General features: G+C 57.0%; 19 protein-coding genes. 10 read left to right on the forward strand and 9 right to left on the reverse strand.

Features of this window, described 5'->3' with window-relative positions; genetic code table 11:
* The first annotated feature begins 1 nt into the window (after position 1).
* The gene (locus tag ACWHXP_RS17630; protein ID WP_489635422.1) at positions 2-1,396 is read left to right on the forward strand and encodes an ATP-binding protein; all 1,395 of its coding nucleotides are present in this window, start codon (positions 2-4) and stop codon (positions 1,394-1,396) included.
* Here ACWHXP_RS17630 and ACWHXP_RS17635 read toward each other — a convergent pair.
* Genes ACWHXP_RS17635 through ACWHXP_RS17650 form a run of 4 tightly spaced genes read right to left on the reverse strand, consistent with a single transcriptional unit; the run spans position 1,383 to position 4,881 of the window.
* On the reverse strand, positions 1,383-2,174 hold the full coding sequence (locus ACWHXP_RS17635) for an ABC transporter ATP-binding protein (RefSeq protein WP_489635421.1): 792 nt from the start codon (positions 2,172-2,174) through the stop codon (positions 1,383-1,385). The genes ACWHXP_RS17630 and ACWHXP_RS17635 overlap by 14 nt on opposite strands.
* Positions 2,171-2,647 carry an azurin gene (gene azu, locus ACWHXP_RS17640; protein WP_489635420.1) on the reverse strand — a complete coding sequence of 159 codons (477 nt, stop codon included), beginning with the start codon at positions 2,645-2,647 and terminating at the stop codon, positions 2,171-2,173. The genes ACWHXP_RS17635 and azu overlap by 4 nt, the downstream gene beginning before the upstream one ends.
* Positions 2,648-2,674: 27 nt before the next feature.
* Positions 2,675-3,769, reverse strand: a complete 1,095-nt coding sequence (locus ACWHXP_RS17645) for a FecCD family ABC transporter permease (protein WP_489635419.1) — start codon at positions 3,767-3,769, stop codon at positions 2,675-2,677.
* The gene (locus ACWHXP_RS17650; protein ID WP_489635418.1) at positions 3,766-4,881 is read right to left on the reverse strand and encodes an ABC transporter substrate-binding protein; all 1,116 of its coding nucleotides are present in this window, start codon (positions 4,879-4,881) and stop codon (positions 3,766-3,768) included. The genes ACWHXP_RS17645 and ACWHXP_RS17650 overlap by 4 nt, the downstream gene beginning before the upstream one ends.
* A gap of 305 nt (positions 4,882-5,186) precedes the next feature.
* Here ACWHXP_RS17650 and ACWHXP_RS17655 point away from each other — a divergent pair, with 305 nt between their 5' ends.
* From ACWHXP_RS17655 to ACWHXP_RS17675, 5 genes are all read left to right on the forward strand, one after another.
* Positions 5,187-5,957 carry a molybdate ABC transporter substrate-binding protein gene (locus tag ACWHXP_RS17655; RefSeq protein ID WP_489635417.1) on the forward strand — a complete coding sequence of 257 codons (771 nt, stop codon included), beginning with the start codon at positions 5,187-5,189 and terminating at the stop codon, positions 5,955-5,957.
* A gap of 149 nt (positions 5,958-6,106) precedes the next feature.
* Positions 6,107-6,649, forward strand: a complete 543-nt coding sequence (locus ACWHXP_RS17660; RefSeq protein WP_489635416.1) for a recombinase family protein — start codon at positions 6,107-6,109, stop codon at positions 6,647-6,649.
* Positions 6,650-7,699: 1,050 nt separating this feature from the next.
* Positions 7,700-8,641, forward strand: a complete 942-nt coding sequence (locus ACWHXP_RS17665; protein ID WP_489635415.1) for a DUF932 domain-containing protein — start codon at positions 7,700-7,702, stop codon at positions 8,639-8,641.
* A 67-nt stretch (positions 8,642-8,708) separates the two neighbouring features.
* Complete coding sequence (locus ACWHXP_RS17670) at positions 8,709-9,716, forward strand: YqaJ viral recombinase family nuclease (RefSeq protein ID WP_489635414.1); 1,008 nt, start codon at positions 8,709-8,711, stop codon at positions 9,714-9,716.
* Positions 9,717-9,763: 47 nt separating this feature from the next.
* Entirely contained in the window at positions 9,764-10,660 is an 897-nt protein-coding gene (locus ACWHXP_RS17675) for a recombination directionality factor (RefSeq protein ID WP_489635413.1), read from the forward strand.
* On the opposite strand, the gene ACWHXP_RS17680 is transcribed toward ACWHXP_RS17675, so the two are convergent.
* Positions 10,657-11,004 carry a helix-turn-helix transcriptional regulator gene (locus tag ACWHXP_RS17680; protein ID WP_489635846.1) on the reverse strand — a complete coding sequence of 116 codons (348 nt, stop codon included), beginning with the start codon at positions 11,002-11,004 and terminating at the stop codon, positions 10,657-10,659. The two genes, ACWHXP_RS17675 and ACWHXP_RS17680, sit on opposite strands and share 4 nt — an antisense overlap.
* 174 nt (positions 11,005-11,178) lie before the next feature.
* Here ACWHXP_RS17680 and ACWHXP_RS17685 point away from each other — a divergent pair, with 174 nt between their 5' ends.
* The 4 genes from ACWHXP_RS17685 to ACWHXP_RS17700 all read left to right on the forward strand — a co-directional run bounded on the left by ACWHXP_RS17685 (position 11,179) and on the right by ACWHXP_RS17700 (position 13,890).
* On the forward strand, positions 11,179-11,514 hold the full coding sequence (locus ACWHXP_RS17685; protein ID WP_489635412.1) for a hypothetical protein: 336 nt from the start codon (positions 11,179-11,181) through the stop codon (positions 11,512-11,514).
* A gap of 29 nt (positions 11,515-11,543) precedes the next feature.
* The gene (locus ACWHXP_RS17690; RefSeq protein ID WP_489635411.1) at positions 11,544-11,849 is read left to right on the forward strand and encodes a hypothetical protein; all 306 of its coding nucleotides are present in this window, start codon (positions 11,544-11,546) and stop codon (positions 11,847-11,849) included.
* A 113-nt stretch (positions 11,850-11,962) separates the two neighbouring features.
* Positions 11,963-12,850, forward strand: coding sequence for a glycosyltransferase family 25 protein (locus ACWHXP_RS17695; protein WP_489635410.1), 888 nt, complete (start codon positions 11,963-11,965; stop codon positions 12,848-12,850).
* A 134-nt stretch (positions 12,851-12,984) separates the two neighbouring features.
* Positions 12,985-13,890 (forward strand): toxin-antitoxin system YwqK family antitoxin, encoded by a 906-nt coding sequence (locus ACWHXP_RS17700; RefSeq protein WP_489635409.1) that lies wholly within the window; start codon positions 12,985-12,987, stop codon positions 13,888-13,890.
* 1,097 nt (positions 13,891-14,987) lie between these two features.
* On the opposite strand, the gene ACWHXP_RS17705 is transcribed toward ACWHXP_RS17700, so the two are convergent.
* The 4 genes from ACWHXP_RS17705 to ACWHXP_RS17720 all read right to left on the reverse strand — a co-directional run bounded on the left by ACWHXP_RS17705 (position 14,988) and on the right by ACWHXP_RS17720 (position 19,385).
* A complete protein-coding gene (locus tag ACWHXP_RS17705) occupies positions 14,988-15,974 on the reverse strand; it encodes a hypothetical protein (RefSeq protein ID WP_489635408.1) in 987 nt (328 codons plus the stop codon).
* Between the two features lie 143 nt (positions 15,975-16,117).
* Positions 16,118-17,344: a hypothetical protein gene (locus ACWHXP_RS17710; protein WP_489635407.1), complete on the reverse strand. Its 1,227-nt coding sequence runs from the start codon at positions 17,342-17,344 to the stop codon at positions 16,118-16,120.
* Positions 17,345-17,712: 368 nt separating this feature from the next.
* A complete protein-coding gene (locus ACWHXP_RS17715; RefSeq protein ID WP_489635406.1) occupies positions 17,713-19,179 on the reverse strand; it encodes a DUF3987 domain-containing protein in 1,467 nt (488 codons plus the stop codon).
* On the reverse strand, positions 19,179-19,385 hold the full coding sequence (locus tag ACWHXP_RS17720; RefSeq protein WP_489635405.1) for a DNA-binding protein: 207 nt from the start codon (positions 19,383-19,385) through the stop codon (positions 19,179-19,181). The genes ACWHXP_RS17715 and ACWHXP_RS17720 overlap by 1 nt, the downstream gene beginning before the upstream one ends.
* Between the last annotated feature and the right edge of the window lie 21 nt (positions 19,386-19,406).

Below are 19,406 nucleotides of genomic sequence, written 5' to 3' on the forward strand. Positions count from 1 at the left end.
CTTGCGCTTGCGATGGTGGCCGCAGTCGCTCTCCGGCCGGCTGGCGCTGATCCTCGTGGCAGGCATGCTGGTGGCGCAGATGCTCACCGGCACCATCTGGTACGACATGCGCTACGGCACCGCCATGGAAATGCCGACTCGGCTGGCAGCCACCCACCTGGCTGACGTGGTGAACATCCTCGACCAGGCCAGTCCGGCGCAACGCGCGGATCTGGTGCGGTCCTTGTCGCACAGCCAGTTCAATCTAGCCTTGATGCAAAACAGCCCGGATCATGCGTCTGCCACATCGCCGGCGGGCCATGCCGAGCAGAGCGTAATAGCGCTTTTTTCGGAGGTGTTGCAACAGCATGCCGGGACGCGCCCATGGCACATTTTGCAAGCAGAGCTGGACGACCGACTCGGCACGCGCGAGGGCGCCTGGAAAACGCTGTTGACCGATGAATTTCCGCATGGCCGCTTCGTGGTACAGGTGGCACTCAAGGATGGCAGCTGGCTGCAGGCCGACATCCAGGAGGGCCAGGCTGGCATGAGCACGGTGCCGCACAGCGCAACGCTGGATTACATCGTCCGCATTTATGCGCTGCGCATTTTCGCGGTGGCCCTGGTGGCGTGGATGGCGGTCCGGCTGGCCATGAAGCCATTGCAGGCCATGGCGCATGCGGCCGAAAAGCTGGGAAGAGACATCCACAGTGCGCCGCTGGCCACCGATGGCCCCCTGGAAGTGCGCACGGCAGCGCAGGCGTTCAATGCCATGCAACGGCGCATCATCGACAACATCGCCGAGAGAACGCGCTTCCTGGCATCGGTCTCGCATGATCTGCGCTCACCGATCACACGGATGAAACTGCGCACCGAAATGCTGGCCGATGAAGATCGCAAGGAAAAATTCCGCAAGGACCTCGACGAAATGGACGCCATGATCTCTGCCACCTTGAACGTCGTGCAGGACATCGACGTGCAGGAGAATCGCCAGCGTATTGATCTCAACAGCCTGCTGGAAAGCCTGCGCAGCGACCAGGCCGAGGTAGGGGGCGACGTGGCCGTCAGCGGCCATGCGCAGGCGCTGGAAGGCTATCCGCGCAGCCTGCGGCGCTGCCTGCAGAACGTGGTGGAGAACGCGCTGCGCTACGGTGAGCGGGCGCGCATCCAGCTCCACGACAGTGCCACGCAGGTCACCATCACGGTCGACGACGACGGCCCCGGCATCGCCGAAGAACTGCAACAGCGCGTGCTCGAACCCTTCTATCGCCTGGAAGACTCGCGCAATGCCAGCACGGGCGGCTTCGGCCTGGGCTTGTCGATTGCCGCCACGGTGGTGCAGGCGCATCGTGGCGAGATCCGCTTATCCAATCGCGCCAGCGGCGGGCTGCGCGTCACCATCGTCATTCCACGCTGAGCAGGCCATCGATTTGCACCTGGCCGTAGCCTCGTGAACAGGGCTCGACCCGGGCTTGCACGCCATAGGCCTGGGCCAGTGCTGCCGGCGTGAGCACCTCGCGTGCGGAGCCTGCGCCCAGCAAGCGGCCACGCTTCAACAGCAACACCCGGTCAACGTGGCGGAAGGCGGTATTGAGATCGTGCAACACCACCACCGTGACCAGGCCATGATGGCGCGTTTCCCGCCGCAGCAGTTCCATGACCAGATGCTGATAGTTCAGGTCCAGTGCCGACAGCGGCTCATCCAGCAACAGCACGCGCGGACGGCGCACCAGCGCCTGCGCCAGTGCTGCAAGCTGACGCTGCCCCCCGGACAATTCGTCCAGATGATGCTGGGCCAGGTGGCCGATACCGAGGTGCTGCAACAGGGCCTGCACGCGTTCGAGCTCGCGCACGTCGGGCCGGCTGCGCTGCTGGGCCTGCGCTGCCACCAGCACCGATTCGAAGACCGACAAATGAATCGGCCGCGGCAAGGTCTGCGGCATGTACACCACGTGCTGTGCGCGCGCCGCAACGCCAGCGTGCGCCAGCTCCAGTTCACCCAGGCGGATGCTGCCGGCCTGCATGCTGGTGAGCCCACCGAGGGAGCGCAGCAGCGTGGACTTGCCGCTGCCGTTCGGCCCCAGCAGCGCCGTGACCGAGCCCGCCGTCAAGGTGGGCAGGTCCAACCCATCGATCACTTTGCGCGGACCATAGGCGACTTCAAGGCCGCCGACGTGGAGCGAATTGGCGTTCACGGCTGTGCTTGCGGACGCAGTACCAGCGTGCCGCGCATGTGCATGGCATGGCTGGGGTAGGAACAGAAGAAGGTATAGTCCGTGCCGGCCTGCAGACGCGCCGTCGGGAAACTCACGCTGGCGCGCTCGCCACCGCCCAGCATCGGCGTGGCGGCGATGATGCGGCTGTCATGCTGGGGCAGGTAGTCGGCGGCAGGTCCTGCTTGCAGGCCATCGCGGATAACGCCATCGATCTGCGCAGTGCGCACCAGGACCCAGTTGTGACCGGCCAGTTCCTTGGGCTTCTTGCCCGTGTGAACCAGATGCACGGTGAAGCGCTCGCAGGTGGCCGGCACATCGATCCGCTGCAGCGAGAACTTCTTGCCGGGCTGGCCTTGGATGGCGACCGCACAGGCATCGGTGGAAGCCGCATGCGCGGGCAAGGCAGCGGCCATACCAAGCAGCATGGCCAGGGAGAAGAACGCTTTGTTCATGATGAAATAACCGTGAGGGTGGAGAAATCAGTCTTGCCGCAAGCGGCGCACGACGATGGCCAGGAAGAGCGGGATACCGACCAGCGACGTCACGATGCCCACCGGGATCAGCACGCCCGGCAGGATGGACTTGGAGGCCACGGAAGCCAGCGAGATGATCAGTGCCCCGGCCATGGCGCTGCCCGGCAGGTAATAGCGATGGTCCTCGCCCAGCAGCAAGCGGGCAATATGTGGCGCCACCAGGCCGACGAATCCGATGGTCCCGACGAAGGAGACGGACAAGGCCGCCAGCACGCTGATGCGCAGCAGGCTGATGAGCCGCAACTGCCGCATGTCGATACCAAAACTCGCAGCACGGTCCTCACCGAGCCGCACGGCGGTGAGCCGCCATGCGTCGCGCATGGCGAAGGGCGCCACCAGCACGAAGGCCAGCGCAAGAATGGTGACGGTCGTCCAGTTCGCACGCGCCAGGCTGCCCATGGTCCAGAACACGATGCCTTGCAGGGCTTCCTCGCTGGCGACGAATTGCAGCAGCATGATCAGCGCCTGGAAAGCGTAGACCAGTGCGATACCGAAGAGGATCACACCCATGGTGGAGCCCCCGCGCCACTGCGCCACCCGTTCCAGCACCAGCACCGACAACAGTGCGCTCACGCACGCACTGGCCGAAATGGTCATGCCCGCTGGCAGCAAGGGGAACTGCCAGTTGAAGGTGATGGCCAGTGCGGCACCAAATGCGGCAGCGGCCGAGATGCCCAGCGTATAGGGGCTGGCCAGCGGATTGTCCAGCACGGTCTGCATCTCGCCACCGCCCAGCCCCAGGCACATCCCGACCAGCAAGGCCATCAGTGCGGTGGGCAGGCGGAACTGCCACACCACCACGCGCATGGCGGGCGGCACGGCATCGGCATGGAACAGGGTGCGCAGCAGATCGTGCAGGGACAAGCCGGCCGGCCCGGTGGCAATGTCCAGCAACAGCGATGCGGCGATGAGGGCCAGCAAGACCAGCGTGAACATCGTCCGGCGGCGTATGGCACGGCGATAGGCGCGCACCGGATCAATCACGGCGGACGACCCGGAAGCCACCGCGCTCTCCAGGGGCAGGTGATGCGAAGCGGTCATTTGGCGGGCTGGGTCCAATAGGTGCCGGTGCCGTCCACCGTCAGGAAGCGGCGATACAACTCATCCTTGGAGGCATCCGGGTCGAGTGCGGCGGCGCGTTGCGGATAGAACCATTTGGTCAGCGCTTCGATGGCCAGGATGTTGTAGGGCGAATTGTAGAAGGCGTGCCAAATACCGAAGGCGTGATGCGATTTGACCGCCTGCAGATCGCGAATGCCGTCACGCGCAAGCAGGACCGACAGGCTCGACGCCGAGAGCGTCGCCGCTGCGCCGGGCCCGATCAGCAAGCCATCGCGGCCCGGTTCGGAACGGCTGCCGGTGGCGACGTAGATATCGGGCTGGTGCGACAGCAGATATTCCATGCTGACGTCACCCAGCGTTCCCGGCACCGTGGCCGCAGCGATGTTGAGGCCGCCGGCGGCCTGCACCATATCGCCGAAACTGCCGTTGCCCGTGGTGTGGCAACAGGCGGGCCAGACGCCGGCCAGCATTTCCACGAAGACCTTGGGACGTTGCGCAGCGGGCACCGCATCGACGATCTGCTTCACCCGTGCCAGGTGCGACTGGTAGAAGTCGATGTATTGCTGCGCTTCCTTCTGGCGATCCAGCACCTGGCCCAGCAACTGCATGCTGGGCCAGGTGTGCAGCATGGGCTTGTCGCGGAAGTCGATGAAGATAACGGGGATGCCCGCGTCATGCAGTGCCCGCAGCATGGGATTGGAGGGCGTGGGACCGTGACCGGTGAGCCCGAAGATGGCCAGATCCGGTTGCAGGGAGACGATCTTCTCGGGACTGACGCTGGCTTCTGACGTCTTGCCGATCAGCGGCACGCGCCCGGCTTGCGGGAAGCGCTGGAGCAGTTGCGACCAGGCATAGGGGTCCTGGGCCTTGAGTTCGCCCTGCCAGCCGACGATGCGTTGGACCGGATTGTCCCGGTCCAGCAAGGCCATGGCGAAGACGAAGCGCCCCTCGCCCAGCAGCACGCGCTGAGGATGATCGGGGACTTCGACGTTGCGCCCGGCAAGATCGGTCACCATGCGCGCCGAGGCGTGAGCAGACAATACAAGGGCCGACACGATCGCCAGCCCGGAAAAGAGACGCTTGAAATTCACGATGCTTCCTTGCAGAACCTTATGAGGGAAAGCCCGTAGCAACACGGGAATGATTCCCATTCTTGGCTTTGACTATATCCGGCTGTTGGCGCGGCAATATGTCGTCAACGGCGAGAAAAGTAATGAAACGTATTGGGCCGGCGATCCCAATACATTTCATTACATTCGGGTAGGGCGTGGCCCCCTTTTCGCGCCGGCTGCGCGGCGCCAACACGGTACAACTACGCGACGTATAATCAGCGCGGCTGTCATCCCCTTCTGCTTGCGCCTGTCTCATCGGCCGTCATCGATATCCTGGAGAAACCGTGCGTTCGTTCTGTGTCTCGTTTTTTGCTATCGCCTCCCTGTCCGTCTCGATCGCCTCGCCTGCGTCGGCGGAGGAGCTCAAGGTATTTGCTGCCGGGGCCATTGCGCCGGTCGTGCGGACCGTTGCTGCGGACTTTGAGCAGCGCAGCGGTATCCATGTGACGGTCGAAAATGCGACCGGCGGCGTGATGGATAAACGTGTACGTTCAGGAGCGGCCTTTGACGTGGCGGTGCTGCCGGATGGCGTGTTGAACGGGCTGGGCAAGGATGGTTATCTGAACCTCACCAGCAGCCGACCGATTGCGCGCGTGGGCATTGCGGTGGCGGTGAAGCAAGGTGCGCCGTTGCCCGCCATCGCTACCGTCGCGCAGTTCAAGAAGGCGTTGCTGGAGGCGCCCTCCGTTGCGCTGATTGATCCGAAGGCGGGGGGATCGAGTGGTATCTATCTGGAAAAATTGTTTGAGCAGTTGGGCATCGCTGCGCAGATGCATGCCAAGGAAGTGCTTGTGCCTGGGGGGCTGGTGGCGGAGAAGCTGGTGGATGGCAGCGCTGCGCTGGCCTTGCATCAGCAGAGTGAAATCCTGCTGGTCAAAGGGGCGCGTTTGGTGGGGCCGTTACCGGCTGCCATTCAGAGCTATACCGTGTATGCCGGGGCGGTTGGAGCGCGCTCGGGGTCTGCTGTGGCGGGGCGGGCTTTCTTGACGATGTTTGCGGGGCAAGAGGCGCGTAGGGGGATGGTGGAGCAGGGGTTGTTGAATGAAGCCAATTAAGGACGAGCAACGCCAGATTATTCCAGTTGCGGAGTGAAACGAGGTCTTGTTTGAAATATGATTTTTAATCTATTGGGAAGTGCTCTGCAGACGGCTTACCCTAGCTGGCGAACTGCCGTGATCCAGACAAACCTGCTCACCTTGAAGATTTGGGGATCTCGAGTGCATCGACTGAGCGCCCAGGTTTGCTGCGATTACTCAAACGTCTACGTCCCGGTGACACGCTCGCCGTCTGGCGACTGGATTGTTTGGGACGTTCTCTTTCTCACCTCATTCGGATTCTCGAGAGCCTGAACCGACGAGGTATTTCTTTTCACTCCATCACCGAACACATCGATACCAGCTCCTCGGGTGGACGTCTCGTTTTTCATATGATGGCCGCCCTGGCCGAGTTTGAACGGGCGCTCATTAGTGAACGCACCCGTGCCGGCCTGGCTGCCGCAAAGGCCGAAGGAAAGAGAATTGGCAGGCGTCCTCGCCTCTCCGGACCGCAGATTACACAGGCACGTCGATTTGTTGATGTCCATAACTGGCGCCCCTCCGATGTCGCTGCACACCTCGGTGTGCACCCCATCACCTTGAAACGCCATCTTGCCGCGTCAATCAACTCACGCCCAGAAAAATGTCAGCCGAAGTCAGCGACGAACGATGAAAAGTCATTGTCCTCAACAGCCGTGTCCGACGCGCATTGACGCGATGTTTTCATCTATCGAACGACCTGCCCCCCACAACAATGCTTCACGCTTTCCCTGCCTTATGACTACTGATCAGCCGGCCTATTCACCACAAAATGCCTCCCTCTTACGGCTTATCCACGCCGACCAGCTCGATGTCGTTCGCAAATCGACGCTCAACTCCATTCCCGTCACCACCGTGTTAAGCATTCTCTGTGCACTGGTCGCGTCGTACGCAGGGCAGATCTCGGATGCGCTTCCTTGGCTGGGGGCATATACGGCGATTAATCTCATCCGCATAAATTGTGCAGGAGTTCATCGCCCACGCTGAACAGCATCCAGAAGCTGCCGCGCTTTCTGTTAGGGTGCTGCAGCAGCTCAAGTGCCCTTCTGCACAAGGCTATTATCTTTCGCATCCGATGACGGACAGGGACGCACTCACGTTCGTCGAAAAGCTCCCTTCCTGACATTCCACCAACACCATTGCTTACCGATACATCCTAGAATTCTTCAGATATATATTCCTTGTGTGAGACTGGAAAAGTAACTCTTCCAACTCCTCGTTTAACGCTCACCAAGGAATACTCATGTTGAATCTCCGTATTATCCTCATCCTCAGTATCGTGGGAAACGCCGTGCTGACCTTCCTATTCCTGACCGACAAAGGAACAGCATGAGTCTCGCCTGCCCTGCCTGCCACTCCTTGAATCTACTCTTTCAGCACCGCGGCAAATGGATCGGCGGCTTGTTCGGCGTCACAAGAGGTACTGCACCAAGCCGCTCTGCACCGCCAGTTGCCAGAAAAATCGGAACTGGTCCCGGCGGCTCGCCGACGCCCCCGCGGAGGTTCCCGTTGGTGATATTTGCGAAATCCTGCATCGATACATTGGTCGGCAGTGCAAGTGGTTGCAAGACAAAATCAACAATAACCGACAACGTCGTTCCGAAGGTTCTACGCACATACCGCTGCGCCGACTGCAACTACACATTCTCCAGTTAATCCCCTTCATTGCCCTCTCAACAGCCCGTCTCACGACGGGCTTTTTTCATTCTAGAAAGGAAATCACCATGGCACACCTGATTGAAACAATGGCCTACGCCAACGCCACACCCTGGCACGGTCTCGGCAATCAGCTCTCAGCTAAATCCCCCATCTCCGTTTGGGCCAAGCAGGCCGGCATGGAATGGAATATCCAGGAGTCCCCTGTCTACTTCCAGCCTGGCGAGAACGCAGGCCACTGCGCATTCGACGATCAGAAAGTGCTCTATCGTTCTGACACAGGCGCCGCACTCTCGGTGGTCTCGCAACGGTTCCAAGTCGTACAGCCTCGCGATGTCCTGGAGTTCTACCGTGACCTGACCAAGGCACATGGTTTTACCTTGGAAACAGCCGGGGTTCTCAAAGGCGGCCGTAAGGTGTGGGCGCTGGCCAAGACCAACATGAGCGCTAACATCAAGGGCAATGACACCATGAACGGCTATTTGCTCCTGGCCACCGGGTGTGACGGCACGCTGGCGACAACCGCCCAGTTCACCAGCATTCGGGTCGTCTGCAACAATACTCTGGCCATTGCTCTCAAGGACGGAAGTGCCGCCGTCAAAGTGCCTCATTCCACCACCTTCGATCCCAAGGCGGTCAAACGCCAACTGGGGCTGTCGTCTTCCTCTTGGGACGATTTCGTCTATCAGATGAAGACACTCTCTGAACGCAAACTGAAGCATGTTGAATCGGATGCGTTCATTACTCAACTCTTTGCCAATCCCCAGGAGAAACTCACCAACGAACGCGCCATGAAGAAAGTACGGGAGCTGTATGCAGGCCATGGCCGGGGTGCGGAGCTGTCTTCCACCAAAAACACCGCATTCGGCCTGCTCAATGCAGTGACCGAGTTCGTGGACCACGAACGCCGTGCCAGGAGTACGGACTACCGCCTGGATTCCGCTTGGTTCGGCACGGGTGCCAATCTGAAGAATGATGCCCTGGCCCAAGCCATCGCTCTGGTGAGCTGAGCCTTGATCTCAACGACATAAAGCCCGAGCCGGGTGCCCGGGCTTTCTCTTTTCTGAAAGGAGTGCTATGCCTGTACTAAATGCGCAACCGACCAGGCGTCCCGGTCGTGCTGCCTTACGGTTAGTCAAGACCCGTGACCTGTCTCGAGAAGAATGGCTATCGGTCCGGCGTAAGGGCATCGGAAGTTCGGATGCGGCTGCCGCGATCGGATTGAATCCCCATCAATCCATGCTGGAGCTGTGGATGATCAAGACAGGCCGCGCCCACCTGCTCCCTCAAGCCGATCCGGGAGATCGTACCAGTGCAACCTATTGGGGAAGTCTCTTAGAACCCATTGTGGCGGCTCACTATATGCATGAGACCGGCAACAAGGTACGCAAGCTCAATGCAGTGCTTCAGCATCCCGATCCCGACAAATCCTGGATGCTCGCCAACATTGATCGCGAGATTCTGGGAGCACCTGGTGTCCAGATCCTGGAATGCAAGACCGCCGGCGAGTTTGGCGCCCGGATCTGGCGTGAGGGGGTCCCTGAATACGTGCAATGCCAAGTCCAGCACCAGTTGGCTGTGACCGGTAAGGACGCGGCTGATATATGTGTACTGATCTGCGGTCAGGAAATCCAGATTCACCGGATTGAGCGCGATGAGGAGCTAATCGAAGGATTGATCAAGCTCGAACGTGAGTTCTGGTATTACGTAGAACGGGATATGCAACCGCCTGCCGACGGCTCAGAGTCGGCGGATCGGGCTTTACGGTCGTTGTACGCGCATGACTATTGCGATGTAGCCGACTTCCGGGACAACCGCGCCATGTCGGCCGTCTTTGCAGATCTGCAGGCCATTCGAGAAGAAATCGCCACCCGAGACAAAATCGAGCAGCAACTGAAGCAAACCATCCAGCAAATGATGGGAAGCGCCAGTCGGGCGCTCTTCGAGACGGGATCCGTCTCTTGGAAGCGCAGCAAAGACAGTACTCAGCTCGATACCAGCCGACTGGAAGCCGACCATCCAACTTTGGTCAAAAGCTATCTCTCTCCCAAAGCCGGCAACCGCCGCTTCCTGGTTTTCCCCTGATCGCCAGGCATCTTCGGATGCCTGGCTTTACTTTTTTGGAGCATCCCATGATCAAAGGTCTATGCATTACCCCGCCTATTCTGGGGCGGATTTCAATTGGCAAGGTGGTAGAGAAGAACGGACGGAAGCTGCCGGAGAAGGATGACCAATTTACAATCATCAGCCAGATACAACTGCAAGACGGCTGGGCACCGCATCCACTCGACGCCGTCTATCGAGGAGCATCCCCCGGCAATAAGCTGCGCGCCATACCAGTCACGGTCATGTTCAGTGAGCCTGATTTAAACCTGCGCGCATCTTACTGCTTCTTTGACCGACATGCCAGCAGGCCGCTGTGCAATGGTAACGGCGCCACATGCCGCCGTCTGACCCAAGACGGGATGGTTGATCTACCCTGCCCTGGCCCCGATACCTGCGAATTCGCGCAAGGTCAGTGCAAGCCATACGGGCGTCTCAACGTGCAGATCGACCAGGCTGACGAGCTGGGGACTTTCATCTTCCGGACGACTGGCTACAACAGTATTCGGACACTAACGGCCAGGTTGCACTACTACGCCGCGGTTTCTGGAGGACTGCTGGCCGCCCTTCCCCTGGAGCTCAGGCTGAGAGGAAAAAGCACGGTGCAGTCACATCGCACGCCCATCTACTACGTGGATTTAACGATTCGGGAGGGAACCACATTGGAAGACGCCATCCGCCAAGCGCAAGAAACACATGATCGCCGCATGAAAGGAGGATTTGATCAGCAAGCGTTGGATCACGCGGCGAAGACAGGACTTGAAAATGGAGTATTTGAGGAGTCGGTGGAAGAATTGCCGGCTGTTGTGGACGAGTTCTTTCTGCCGACTGCGGAAATGAAAGTAGGTCCTCAATCAGCGAGTCCCTTCAGTCATCAGTTGCGCGAAAAAGTTTCCGCCCGGACAAAGCACACCTCGTCGAACTAACGCAATCTCGACTTCTTTGGCGTCAATCGAGGTTGAGCTCGATTCGATCGCCGCCTGTTCTCTTCGTCCGGCGCCAGCGATACATGTATCGACTCAAATAAATCAGCCAAGGTGATGTTCAAACAATAGCAAATGTTCGCCAACGTCAGAACAGATGGATTTGCGACACCTCGCTCCACACTTGAAATGTAGGTTCGGTCTACGAGCGATTCAAATGCCAATGTCTCTTGGGACTTTTCCGCTGCGATTCGGAATTTTTTGAGCGCACTGCCAAGTTCAACGCAGACCGCATTCCTACCATCACTAGGCGGCTCCGTACTTGTCGTTGTTTGTCGATTGACCATGCCGCGCATGATGCCAAACCGATGACTGATTAACGACGGCCTTTATTCAACGTTTACATGTTGAGTATATTCATCAATAATTACCACCGTAACTGTGCGTCGTACGGCACCAGCCCAGCCCTGCCTGCGTTTCCAGCGGCCTAAAAACACATCAACAGTTGACGGAATAACTATATGCCCATGGTCTTCTGCCGCGACTGCGGCAACGAAATTCATGCCGCCGCCCTGCATTGCCCTCACTGCGGAGCACCACAAGCCGGCTTGGCTGCGGGAGTTCAAGGCTCTCCTTGGCTCGCAATCATCAGTCTTGTCTTGGCAATCCTGTCCACTCTCTGTGCCCTCCAGGTCGACTTTCTCGATCACGACCAAATCATCGGCGCGGGTGCTCTCGCGAGCCTCGGGTTAGCCGCCGGCGCCATCAACCTCCAACAAAACAGATCCGGCAAAGGGATGGCCAGCACGGCTGTTGTCCTGTCGGCCGTTTCCCTTCTCGTTTTCATCGGCTCTTAAAACCAATCACTCAAACAAAAAGGAAAAATATGTCCCGCTTTCTCAACTGCCCGCATTGCCAGCATCAAGTACACGCATGCGCAACGGCTTGTCCCAATTGCGGCGCTCCCGCCGAGGTGCTGGGGTACACCAGCTATGACCAGGTACCTTGGTATCGTCGCCGCTGGGCACTAGTTCTTGCCGTCCTGGTGTTCATGCCGATCGCCTTGATCATCGCCTTCTCGGGCGACGTCTACCTCTTAAAGGACGGAAAAGTCCAAGCTTTCCCGAAGAGCTTCAAATTCACGCTGCTCATCCTCTTTGCGTTGATCGTACTGGTTCAACTTTGGCGCTGACGGGAAGACCACCTCCTTAGCCAGCGCTACCGATCTGACTTTCGGGTGCGGAAAGGGGCAGGATTTTGCCGCCCCGCATCCGCGCTCTGTGGTGCTTTGTCGGGCTAAGCGTCTTGTCTCTACGCAGCCTGAATTGGTTCGCCAATTCGATAGCCCTCATATCGACGATCAAGGTCAGTTCCAGATATCGCGAATGGCAGCTTCGCTCATCCGTCGGTATTTGGAACGCCTTCGCCTATTTCCATAAAAGAAAAATGAATTCCCGTGAAATTTCCATCATTGTCGTTTCGCTCGTCGAGAGCAAAGTTCGACGCCAATACATTGCCAAGCAGTTTTCCAAACTAAAAAGGAAATTTCGGTTCTTTGACGCAGAGCGCTTCACGGAATATCCATCTTCATATGACGCAATCACCCGCTGGAAGGTCCATGGCCATCATATGAATCTCTCCGAGGTCGGCTGCTATGACAGTCATTACCAGATCTGGGAGCAGCTGATTCAGTCCAACGACGAAATGTGGTGTGTTCTGGAAAATGATGTTGAACTGACCGACGACTTCCTACCTACGTTGGATGCAATTGCTCATGCGACTTTCTCGTTCGGAATCATGCGCTTGTGTGATATCGGCGGAGAAGACTCATGGGAGGTCGCCACATTGTCCAACGGAAACGTAGTCAAAGATCATCGCAAGCAGCCTTTTGGCACCCAAGGGTATGTCATTCATCGCGATGCGGCTCGCATCTTGGTCGCCCATGCACGGAAGATTGTCTATGCGGTCGACGATCTACTCAACCGCAATTGGGAGCATCACGTGAGAACGCTATCGGTGACGCCTGCTGTTCTCGTTCATCGCCACGACATCCTCGGCACAACCATTGGTCGGAAGAAAACGAAGCGCACCCTACTCCAAAAGCTCAAACGGGAACTTTACATGGGGCGGGATAGCTTGAACCGCCGTCTGTACGCATGGACCCGACGACGAAATGATTTCAGAAATTCGTAGGCATCGCGGACCTATCTCATTGCATAGGCCAGTTCTTCAACCATCTTTTTTGTGATTCCATCATGCTTACAAAACACCTTCCCCTATTTCTTTTGCCTCTCCTGCTTAGCTTGGCTGGGTGCCAGCCAAGCACGTTGGACTTCCGTAACGCCCAGATCTCCAATGGCAAGATCTATTCAGGCTCGTCCAATTCACCATTCAGTGGCCTGGTAACCAACGTCCCTGCTGAGAAGTTCATGGGATCGCATGCCGGTTTTGGTAAGGTACTCAGCACACTCAACCAAGTCACCGGCGGCTACACCTCATATTTTGGCCGTCTCTGTGATATCCACGTCTCCGATGGTGTTCTGGATGGGACTGTCGTCTGCAAACGTCCAGGAGAGGAAAATGCAGAGATCGAAGCGGCCTTCAAGAACAATCACCTTGCCTACCAATTGAAACTGGTCGGACAAAGTCAACGCGGAGAACGTTTCAGAACGGAAGTCAACATGGAGGATGGACAACCGGATGGTACCCAGCGTAGTTATAGCGTTGACAGCGACATACTGGTCCATACGGCACAGTGGCAACACGGCACCTTGTTTGGACCTGAAGAGATATTTGACCAGAAGACCGGCAAACGTCTGCGTGAAGCCAACATCATGGGTGGCAAGTACGATGGAGAGATGACCAGTTATGATCCAGACGGGAAAGTGATTCGTCGCACTACTTTCAGCAACGGAGTGCAGCAACTGGATGAGTCATTTGATCCAGGTACGGGAAAGATGACCGGACAAGTTCCCTATCACTACGACAACGAACATGGTCTCGTCGTGCACGGCATAGTCAAAGGATGGGATGCTAACGGTACGCTAATTTCAGAAAAGAACTACAAATTTGGCAAGGAGGTCACGTCCGCGCCACCCACCGGTGATCCGAATCAATGTGTGAACGACTGGATCAATGCGTTCCGTCAGGACCAAGGTGCCGATGCCATCGTCTCCCATGATCAGCTCGCCGAGTGGGAATCCTGGTGCAAGTCGGGGAAACACCCTCATTGAACTGAAATGCCCCGCAGGAATACTTCTTGCAGGGCAAGGCGCCACTAAGCGATATATCTCGAAGTATTACCACGAGACTGGTGAGTTCTTTTCGTCCTGCCCTAAAGGTCGCTAGGTGGCACAGGCATTTGATAAGCGTCCTTTGCGAGCAGCCCCGTCCAGGGCTCGCCCGAACTGGGCGTTGAATTTCCCCGCTTTTGACCCAGCAGGCGACGAAGAGAAACAGACTTCGCCTGCGTGCCAATGCATAGCAACTAGGGCGCTGTCCATCTACTCACTGGTTTGCACGAATTGCACCCTATCTCTGTCGAGGTGCATATCGATCACCGTATGGATCTGGTATTCCAACTGTTCTATTTAGGCCAGTCGGATACACTAGCCCCTCGGGAGCGGTCGATCGTTCATACCCGGCAACCGGACCAGGTGGGCCACAGCTCTTTCACGGCTCCAGCAATTCGTGCCCCAGAGCTCTTAATATTCACTTTTGAAGAGCAATGAAAAGCGCCTGGCACATCGCCACAACGAAGCCCTCTGCTTATTTTTTTGTCCATTTCTGACATTACATAGGCTTCGCGCCGAGAATAGCCGGCGGGTAGATTGCCACCGGCGGCCAATTTTCCATACATGTTCCAATCGAGCCAGTGTTTAAGCACGCCTTAAATTCCCTGGCAAGGCCAACGGAAGCAAATACATATATCACTTGGCCCACTACCACTTCGTTGTCGCTCTCGTCGATCATATCTCGCCCCTCTCTACCAGAGGATCCTAGCACCTAGCGGCAACGTTTGCTGTTATGTTGACGGAACGTATGCTGGCGCCTCTCAAGCTGTTATCACGACGCGACAATCCTTACCTTAGTCAAATGTTGCAATCGTCGACCACCAGGTAGGATCTCGACTTTGGTCACGCTGTCACGTAAAGCATTTCTGTCAATCCGCGGAGAAAGTGCAACAACATTGCAAAGTCACGCGCAGTCATGACCGAAGAATGCCCTGGTAACCTGGCAACGGGGATTCCGTTGCCAGACCTCTATCTAAAAGGTCGCCTGCCTACAGTGAGGCGACCCTTCCACTGGTCATGGCCGACGTATCAGATGGTCATGATCGCTGTCTCCGATGTCGCGTGACCGACTCGGGCGAAGCCTCTGCCATGACTTCCTTCAGATGACGGGTAAAATCCCGAGCATCAAGCTGCCCGCACCCCAAAAATTCACGAACCTTCACAACAGTCGGCTTATGCTTGCCAGCTCGCACCTGTACTTCGAGCCACGCCTCCTTGACTTTGCGTGGTGTATCTCTGCCGGGTATCTGCATAGTCCAATCGCCGCCTGGCTCTGAATTGGATACCGTTTCGGACGCCTTCTGCTGTCCGTCTGAGTCAGTCACCTCGATTCTGCCTGCGGGGACTACCTCTGATCTGTCCCCAAGGATACCTGTGCTCACCTTAGCAAGCCCTTGGTCGACCGGCGGAGGCCTGCCCGTGGAGAAAACGAACAGCCAGCCCAAGCAAGCTAGCCCTTCTAAGACGACCGCGAACAACAAGGCGTGGGCGACATTGATGTCATCGACCGAAATGTCCAGCACTTCGGATAACTTAGCCGCCACCAGATCTTGACGCGCCGCATCCTGTTGCTGTTGGAAACGCTCGGTTGCACGATCACGGCCTTGTTGCCAGCGCTTTACGGCTGTTTCCTCAGTAGTCAAGGTCTCCAGCCTTGCACGCAGAGCCGTCGCCCTGACATCCCGCCATGGACATGAGCCGCTGCAAGCATGCGCCTGATTGTTGGCCAATTCGACTGAGACCTTCTCACGTTCCTTAATTATCGCCAGCAAAGTTCGAGGTGGAGTACCGGTACTGCTTTGGTCCCTCTGGTCAATATGGACGGCTGCCGCGCGTTTTTGGCCAGCGTGCTCCTGGCTCAATAAATAGAACGTGACATGACTGTACAAAGCCAGCCCCAAACACCCAGCCCAGATCACTATGACCGCCACCCGCGCTTTACCTGGCACCCCGAACCGCACGGGTAACAGATGCGTACCGAGCACCGTCACCGTTCCGAGCGCCATCCAGAAAAATTTTTCCACTGGCGATCCTGCTCGGTACCAGCCAACATAGGTTGCAAGTGCTAGGCCCAATGCCGTGGAAAGGATCCCTAAAATGAGTCCGATAGTGTGTGACCCACACAACGAAGCCTCGCCCAAGTAGCGCCCATTTGCTGCTCCTCTTATCATTTTCCCCACCCCGTAATTTTTTCCAAGCCAGCAGTGCCCCAGTTAGCACCACTCCTCGCAAAGCCACGCCCCTGCTGGCCAAGAACTATGTCTGATGTCGCGATCTGAGCGTCTTTGTTCACTTTCTCAGCAGGTTTTAGCCTATTAATTCTGGGCCGGCCTAGCTTCTTCAGGCGCTTCTTTGGAAACTGTCCAGTCGTAAACATCTTGGCCCCTTTGGAAGGCTTCACGTGCACGTACTGATCTCTCTTGGCCAGATAGCACAGCACCTCCATCAACTTTTCTCGCTTTTCACTTTCATGAGCGTCAATCGGCCCCACGGCAAAATACTTGTAGTCCTCGCGATTGCAGTTGAAATGGTAGCCCCGACCACGCGTGATCACCTCTTCCCAGTACTTCCCAATTTGCGTTCCCAAGTAGGCGTGATGCTTGGCCTCCTTGAATATAAATGCCGCATGCAGGTGGTACCCGGCGTCTCGAGTGAACTCGATACGGATAACATAACCTGCCAACTTGCTAAACAACGACGGCTTGCTACGCAGGTTGGTCATCAAGCGTTCGCGATCGCTCAACACTTCGTTAATACTCGGACGCGAAACCATCTGCGAAGAGGAGGCATCCCCCAAAAGACCTAGCTGTACTGGCTGATTGCGTTGCAAGGCCACGCGCTGCCCCTGTCCTACCTCATTGCTCTGCCGCGACGGGAAAAGGTTGAAGTAACGGTCCTGTTGTACGCCCACGGTAAAGGGACGCTCATCCAGGATCTTGTCGATCTCGGTCCTAGGCTTCAGATTCTTGCGATACAACAGATCCAGACGAACGAAAACCAAACGGCTCGACTCTTCGTACAAAGCCGGAATGTAGCGGAACAGCCGTTCCTGATTTTTCTTGATGTTGCGCTGCCAGTCCGAAATCTTGGCTTTGAGCTTCAGCCTTATCGCACGCTTACGCATGCAGGTAACGAAGTGATTACACATCCGCATACGCGCTGGCAAGGTAGCGTCCTCGCCCCCTCGAATGCGCCCATCAGCAACCCACAGGCGAATAGGATGGCGACGATAGACTTGGAAAAACAAGTTCAATAAGGGCGAAAAGTGCAGATCGTCCGCATAGAGATGAGCAAATATGTCCAATCTCTGGAAGTCTTTGGCCCATGGTGTTCCATGCACGATCTCACGGTCGTTTCGCCGACGCAGCTCGTAGGGTTGTGCAAGGCTGTACAAGACCTGTCTCATGAACCGTAGCAATGAGGAGATGTTCTCTAAGTCATGACCGCCCGTGATAGGCGTTCCGCACTCATCCCGTACTGAGTTCAATGTACGACTCAGATTAAGGAAAAAGCGTAGTGGCTCTTCACCACTACTAGGTGTAGCAGTATCTTTTTTCATAGTAGTTGTACCTTGTAAGGCATTGCGGTATCCATGCAGGCCCCCTTATTGCCGTTTAATAGTTAATCTATTTATCCTATTAATAAGCAAAAAGACCCCACCCACCTTCCTCGCGTTGCCACCGGGACGTGCAGATTGAACACCCCGGCGGGCTGCGGGAAAGTGGTTAATGAGGAATATACTGAAACGCGCCGATTTTTAGCTCAGAAACGCTGAGCCGGATGCGTCGGAATTTGAGCGAAGAATGGATGTGCGACTGACATAAGCTGAACGATCAGCGTGTTACGATTTTCGATGATCTGTGCCTTGCGTTGGTAGCAGAGCTGCTCCAACGCCTTATCGAAGCGCGGTTTAGTCAAACCCGCGTTGGGTGATTCATTGCGTAACTTGCTCAGCTTGAAGTAGGGGTTACCGTTGTCTCGCACACAATCCTGCAAGATCGACTCCAGCGCCTGCGCATCCGCCATCACAAGGGACTTCTCCACGGAAACACCCAGGTACTGGAAGTACACGCCGAGGTGCCAGCTGCACACGGCATTAGCGCGCTCGATATATTCCTGTGACAGATCACCTTCAGTGCCTTCGAAGACGTGCCAAGCAGCGGCGACCCTTGCCGTACGCTCAGCGTGACGTGCGGCATAGTCAGATATGCTGGCCCACGGTCCACCGTGGGACCGTGCCTGCTTTACCATTTCGTTGAGCTGCTGCAAATACGCTGCGGCTTCGGGCGTCAGCTTGACGATCCGGCGATCTGCAGCCCCCTTCCTGTCAGGACGAATACTTTCGTTCAGTAATTGCGTAACACGTGCGGCATACTTTTCATGCGCTGTGTAGTATTCCGGCGTCTGGAAATAGAACGACTGAGCGGAAGGAGACACCACAGAGAACAGATTGCGCGCATCCCAACCGCTACCCCGCGCAATCTTCCCGTACTTCAGGCGATGCTCGAAGAAAAGCTCCGGTTGCAACATCAGGAGGGAGCAAAAACGGGGCGCTTCCAGGCGCTTGCGACCGGTTGTGACACGGCTCACCGTATAAGGCGTGCCGTCATTTAGGCGCACGTAAAGCGGAAAGTTTTTGGCGGGACGCTCGTTAAGCAAAAGAGCGGCCTCATCGGTCACAAGGCCCATCGCGTGCCATTGCGACAGATCGTGGACAATCGCCTGGGTAGTCATGTCTTGACACAATACGGTCGCCTGACTCGTGGCTTCCGGCTTCTGTTGATAGAGAGCCTGCAAACGCTCCTTCAACTCAGTTAGCTTTGCCGGCTCCTCAAGGTGTTTGGCAATGGCGTCTTGCACAGCGCGGCATTCAGCTTCCCAAGCCTTTTCCCGAGCGCGCTCCAACGGCGCACGCTCCTCTGCCAAACGGGCTTGATCGTTATCGAAATCCACAAAGGGCCGCAGACCAGGGTGCAGCATCATCGATTTACCGGTTCCGCTCGGGGCGAGCACGACGACACTACCTCCCACTGGCTGCTGCGTCTGAGCGCCAAATTGGACGTTGGCCAGATCCTGGGTGGCCAACGTGGAGAGGGCTACGCCAATCGGCCCAGCGAGTTCGGCAATCATGCCGCAACGCAGTTGGGCCTGCATCAACTGCCCCAGCAAACCGGGGAAAGCATGCAGCGGATATGCAGGCTGAGAATTCATAGGGGCAAGTTGGTACATTATTTCATCCCCTTGATCAGTTGTTCAAACGAATCCGAAGGCCACATGAGGCGGCGGTTGAGCATCTTCAACGGGCGAACACCGTGATAGCTGCCCGTGAGGCAGTACCGCTTGTGAATCGATTGAGACCGGACCGACATCACGCGGGCCAATTCTTTAGTGGTAAGCAGACGAGGCACCTGCTCGGAAGGGACAATGATATTCATGCTAAGCTCCATAAATTAAGG

Source organism: Herbaspirillum sp. Her2 (assembly GCF_057961375.1).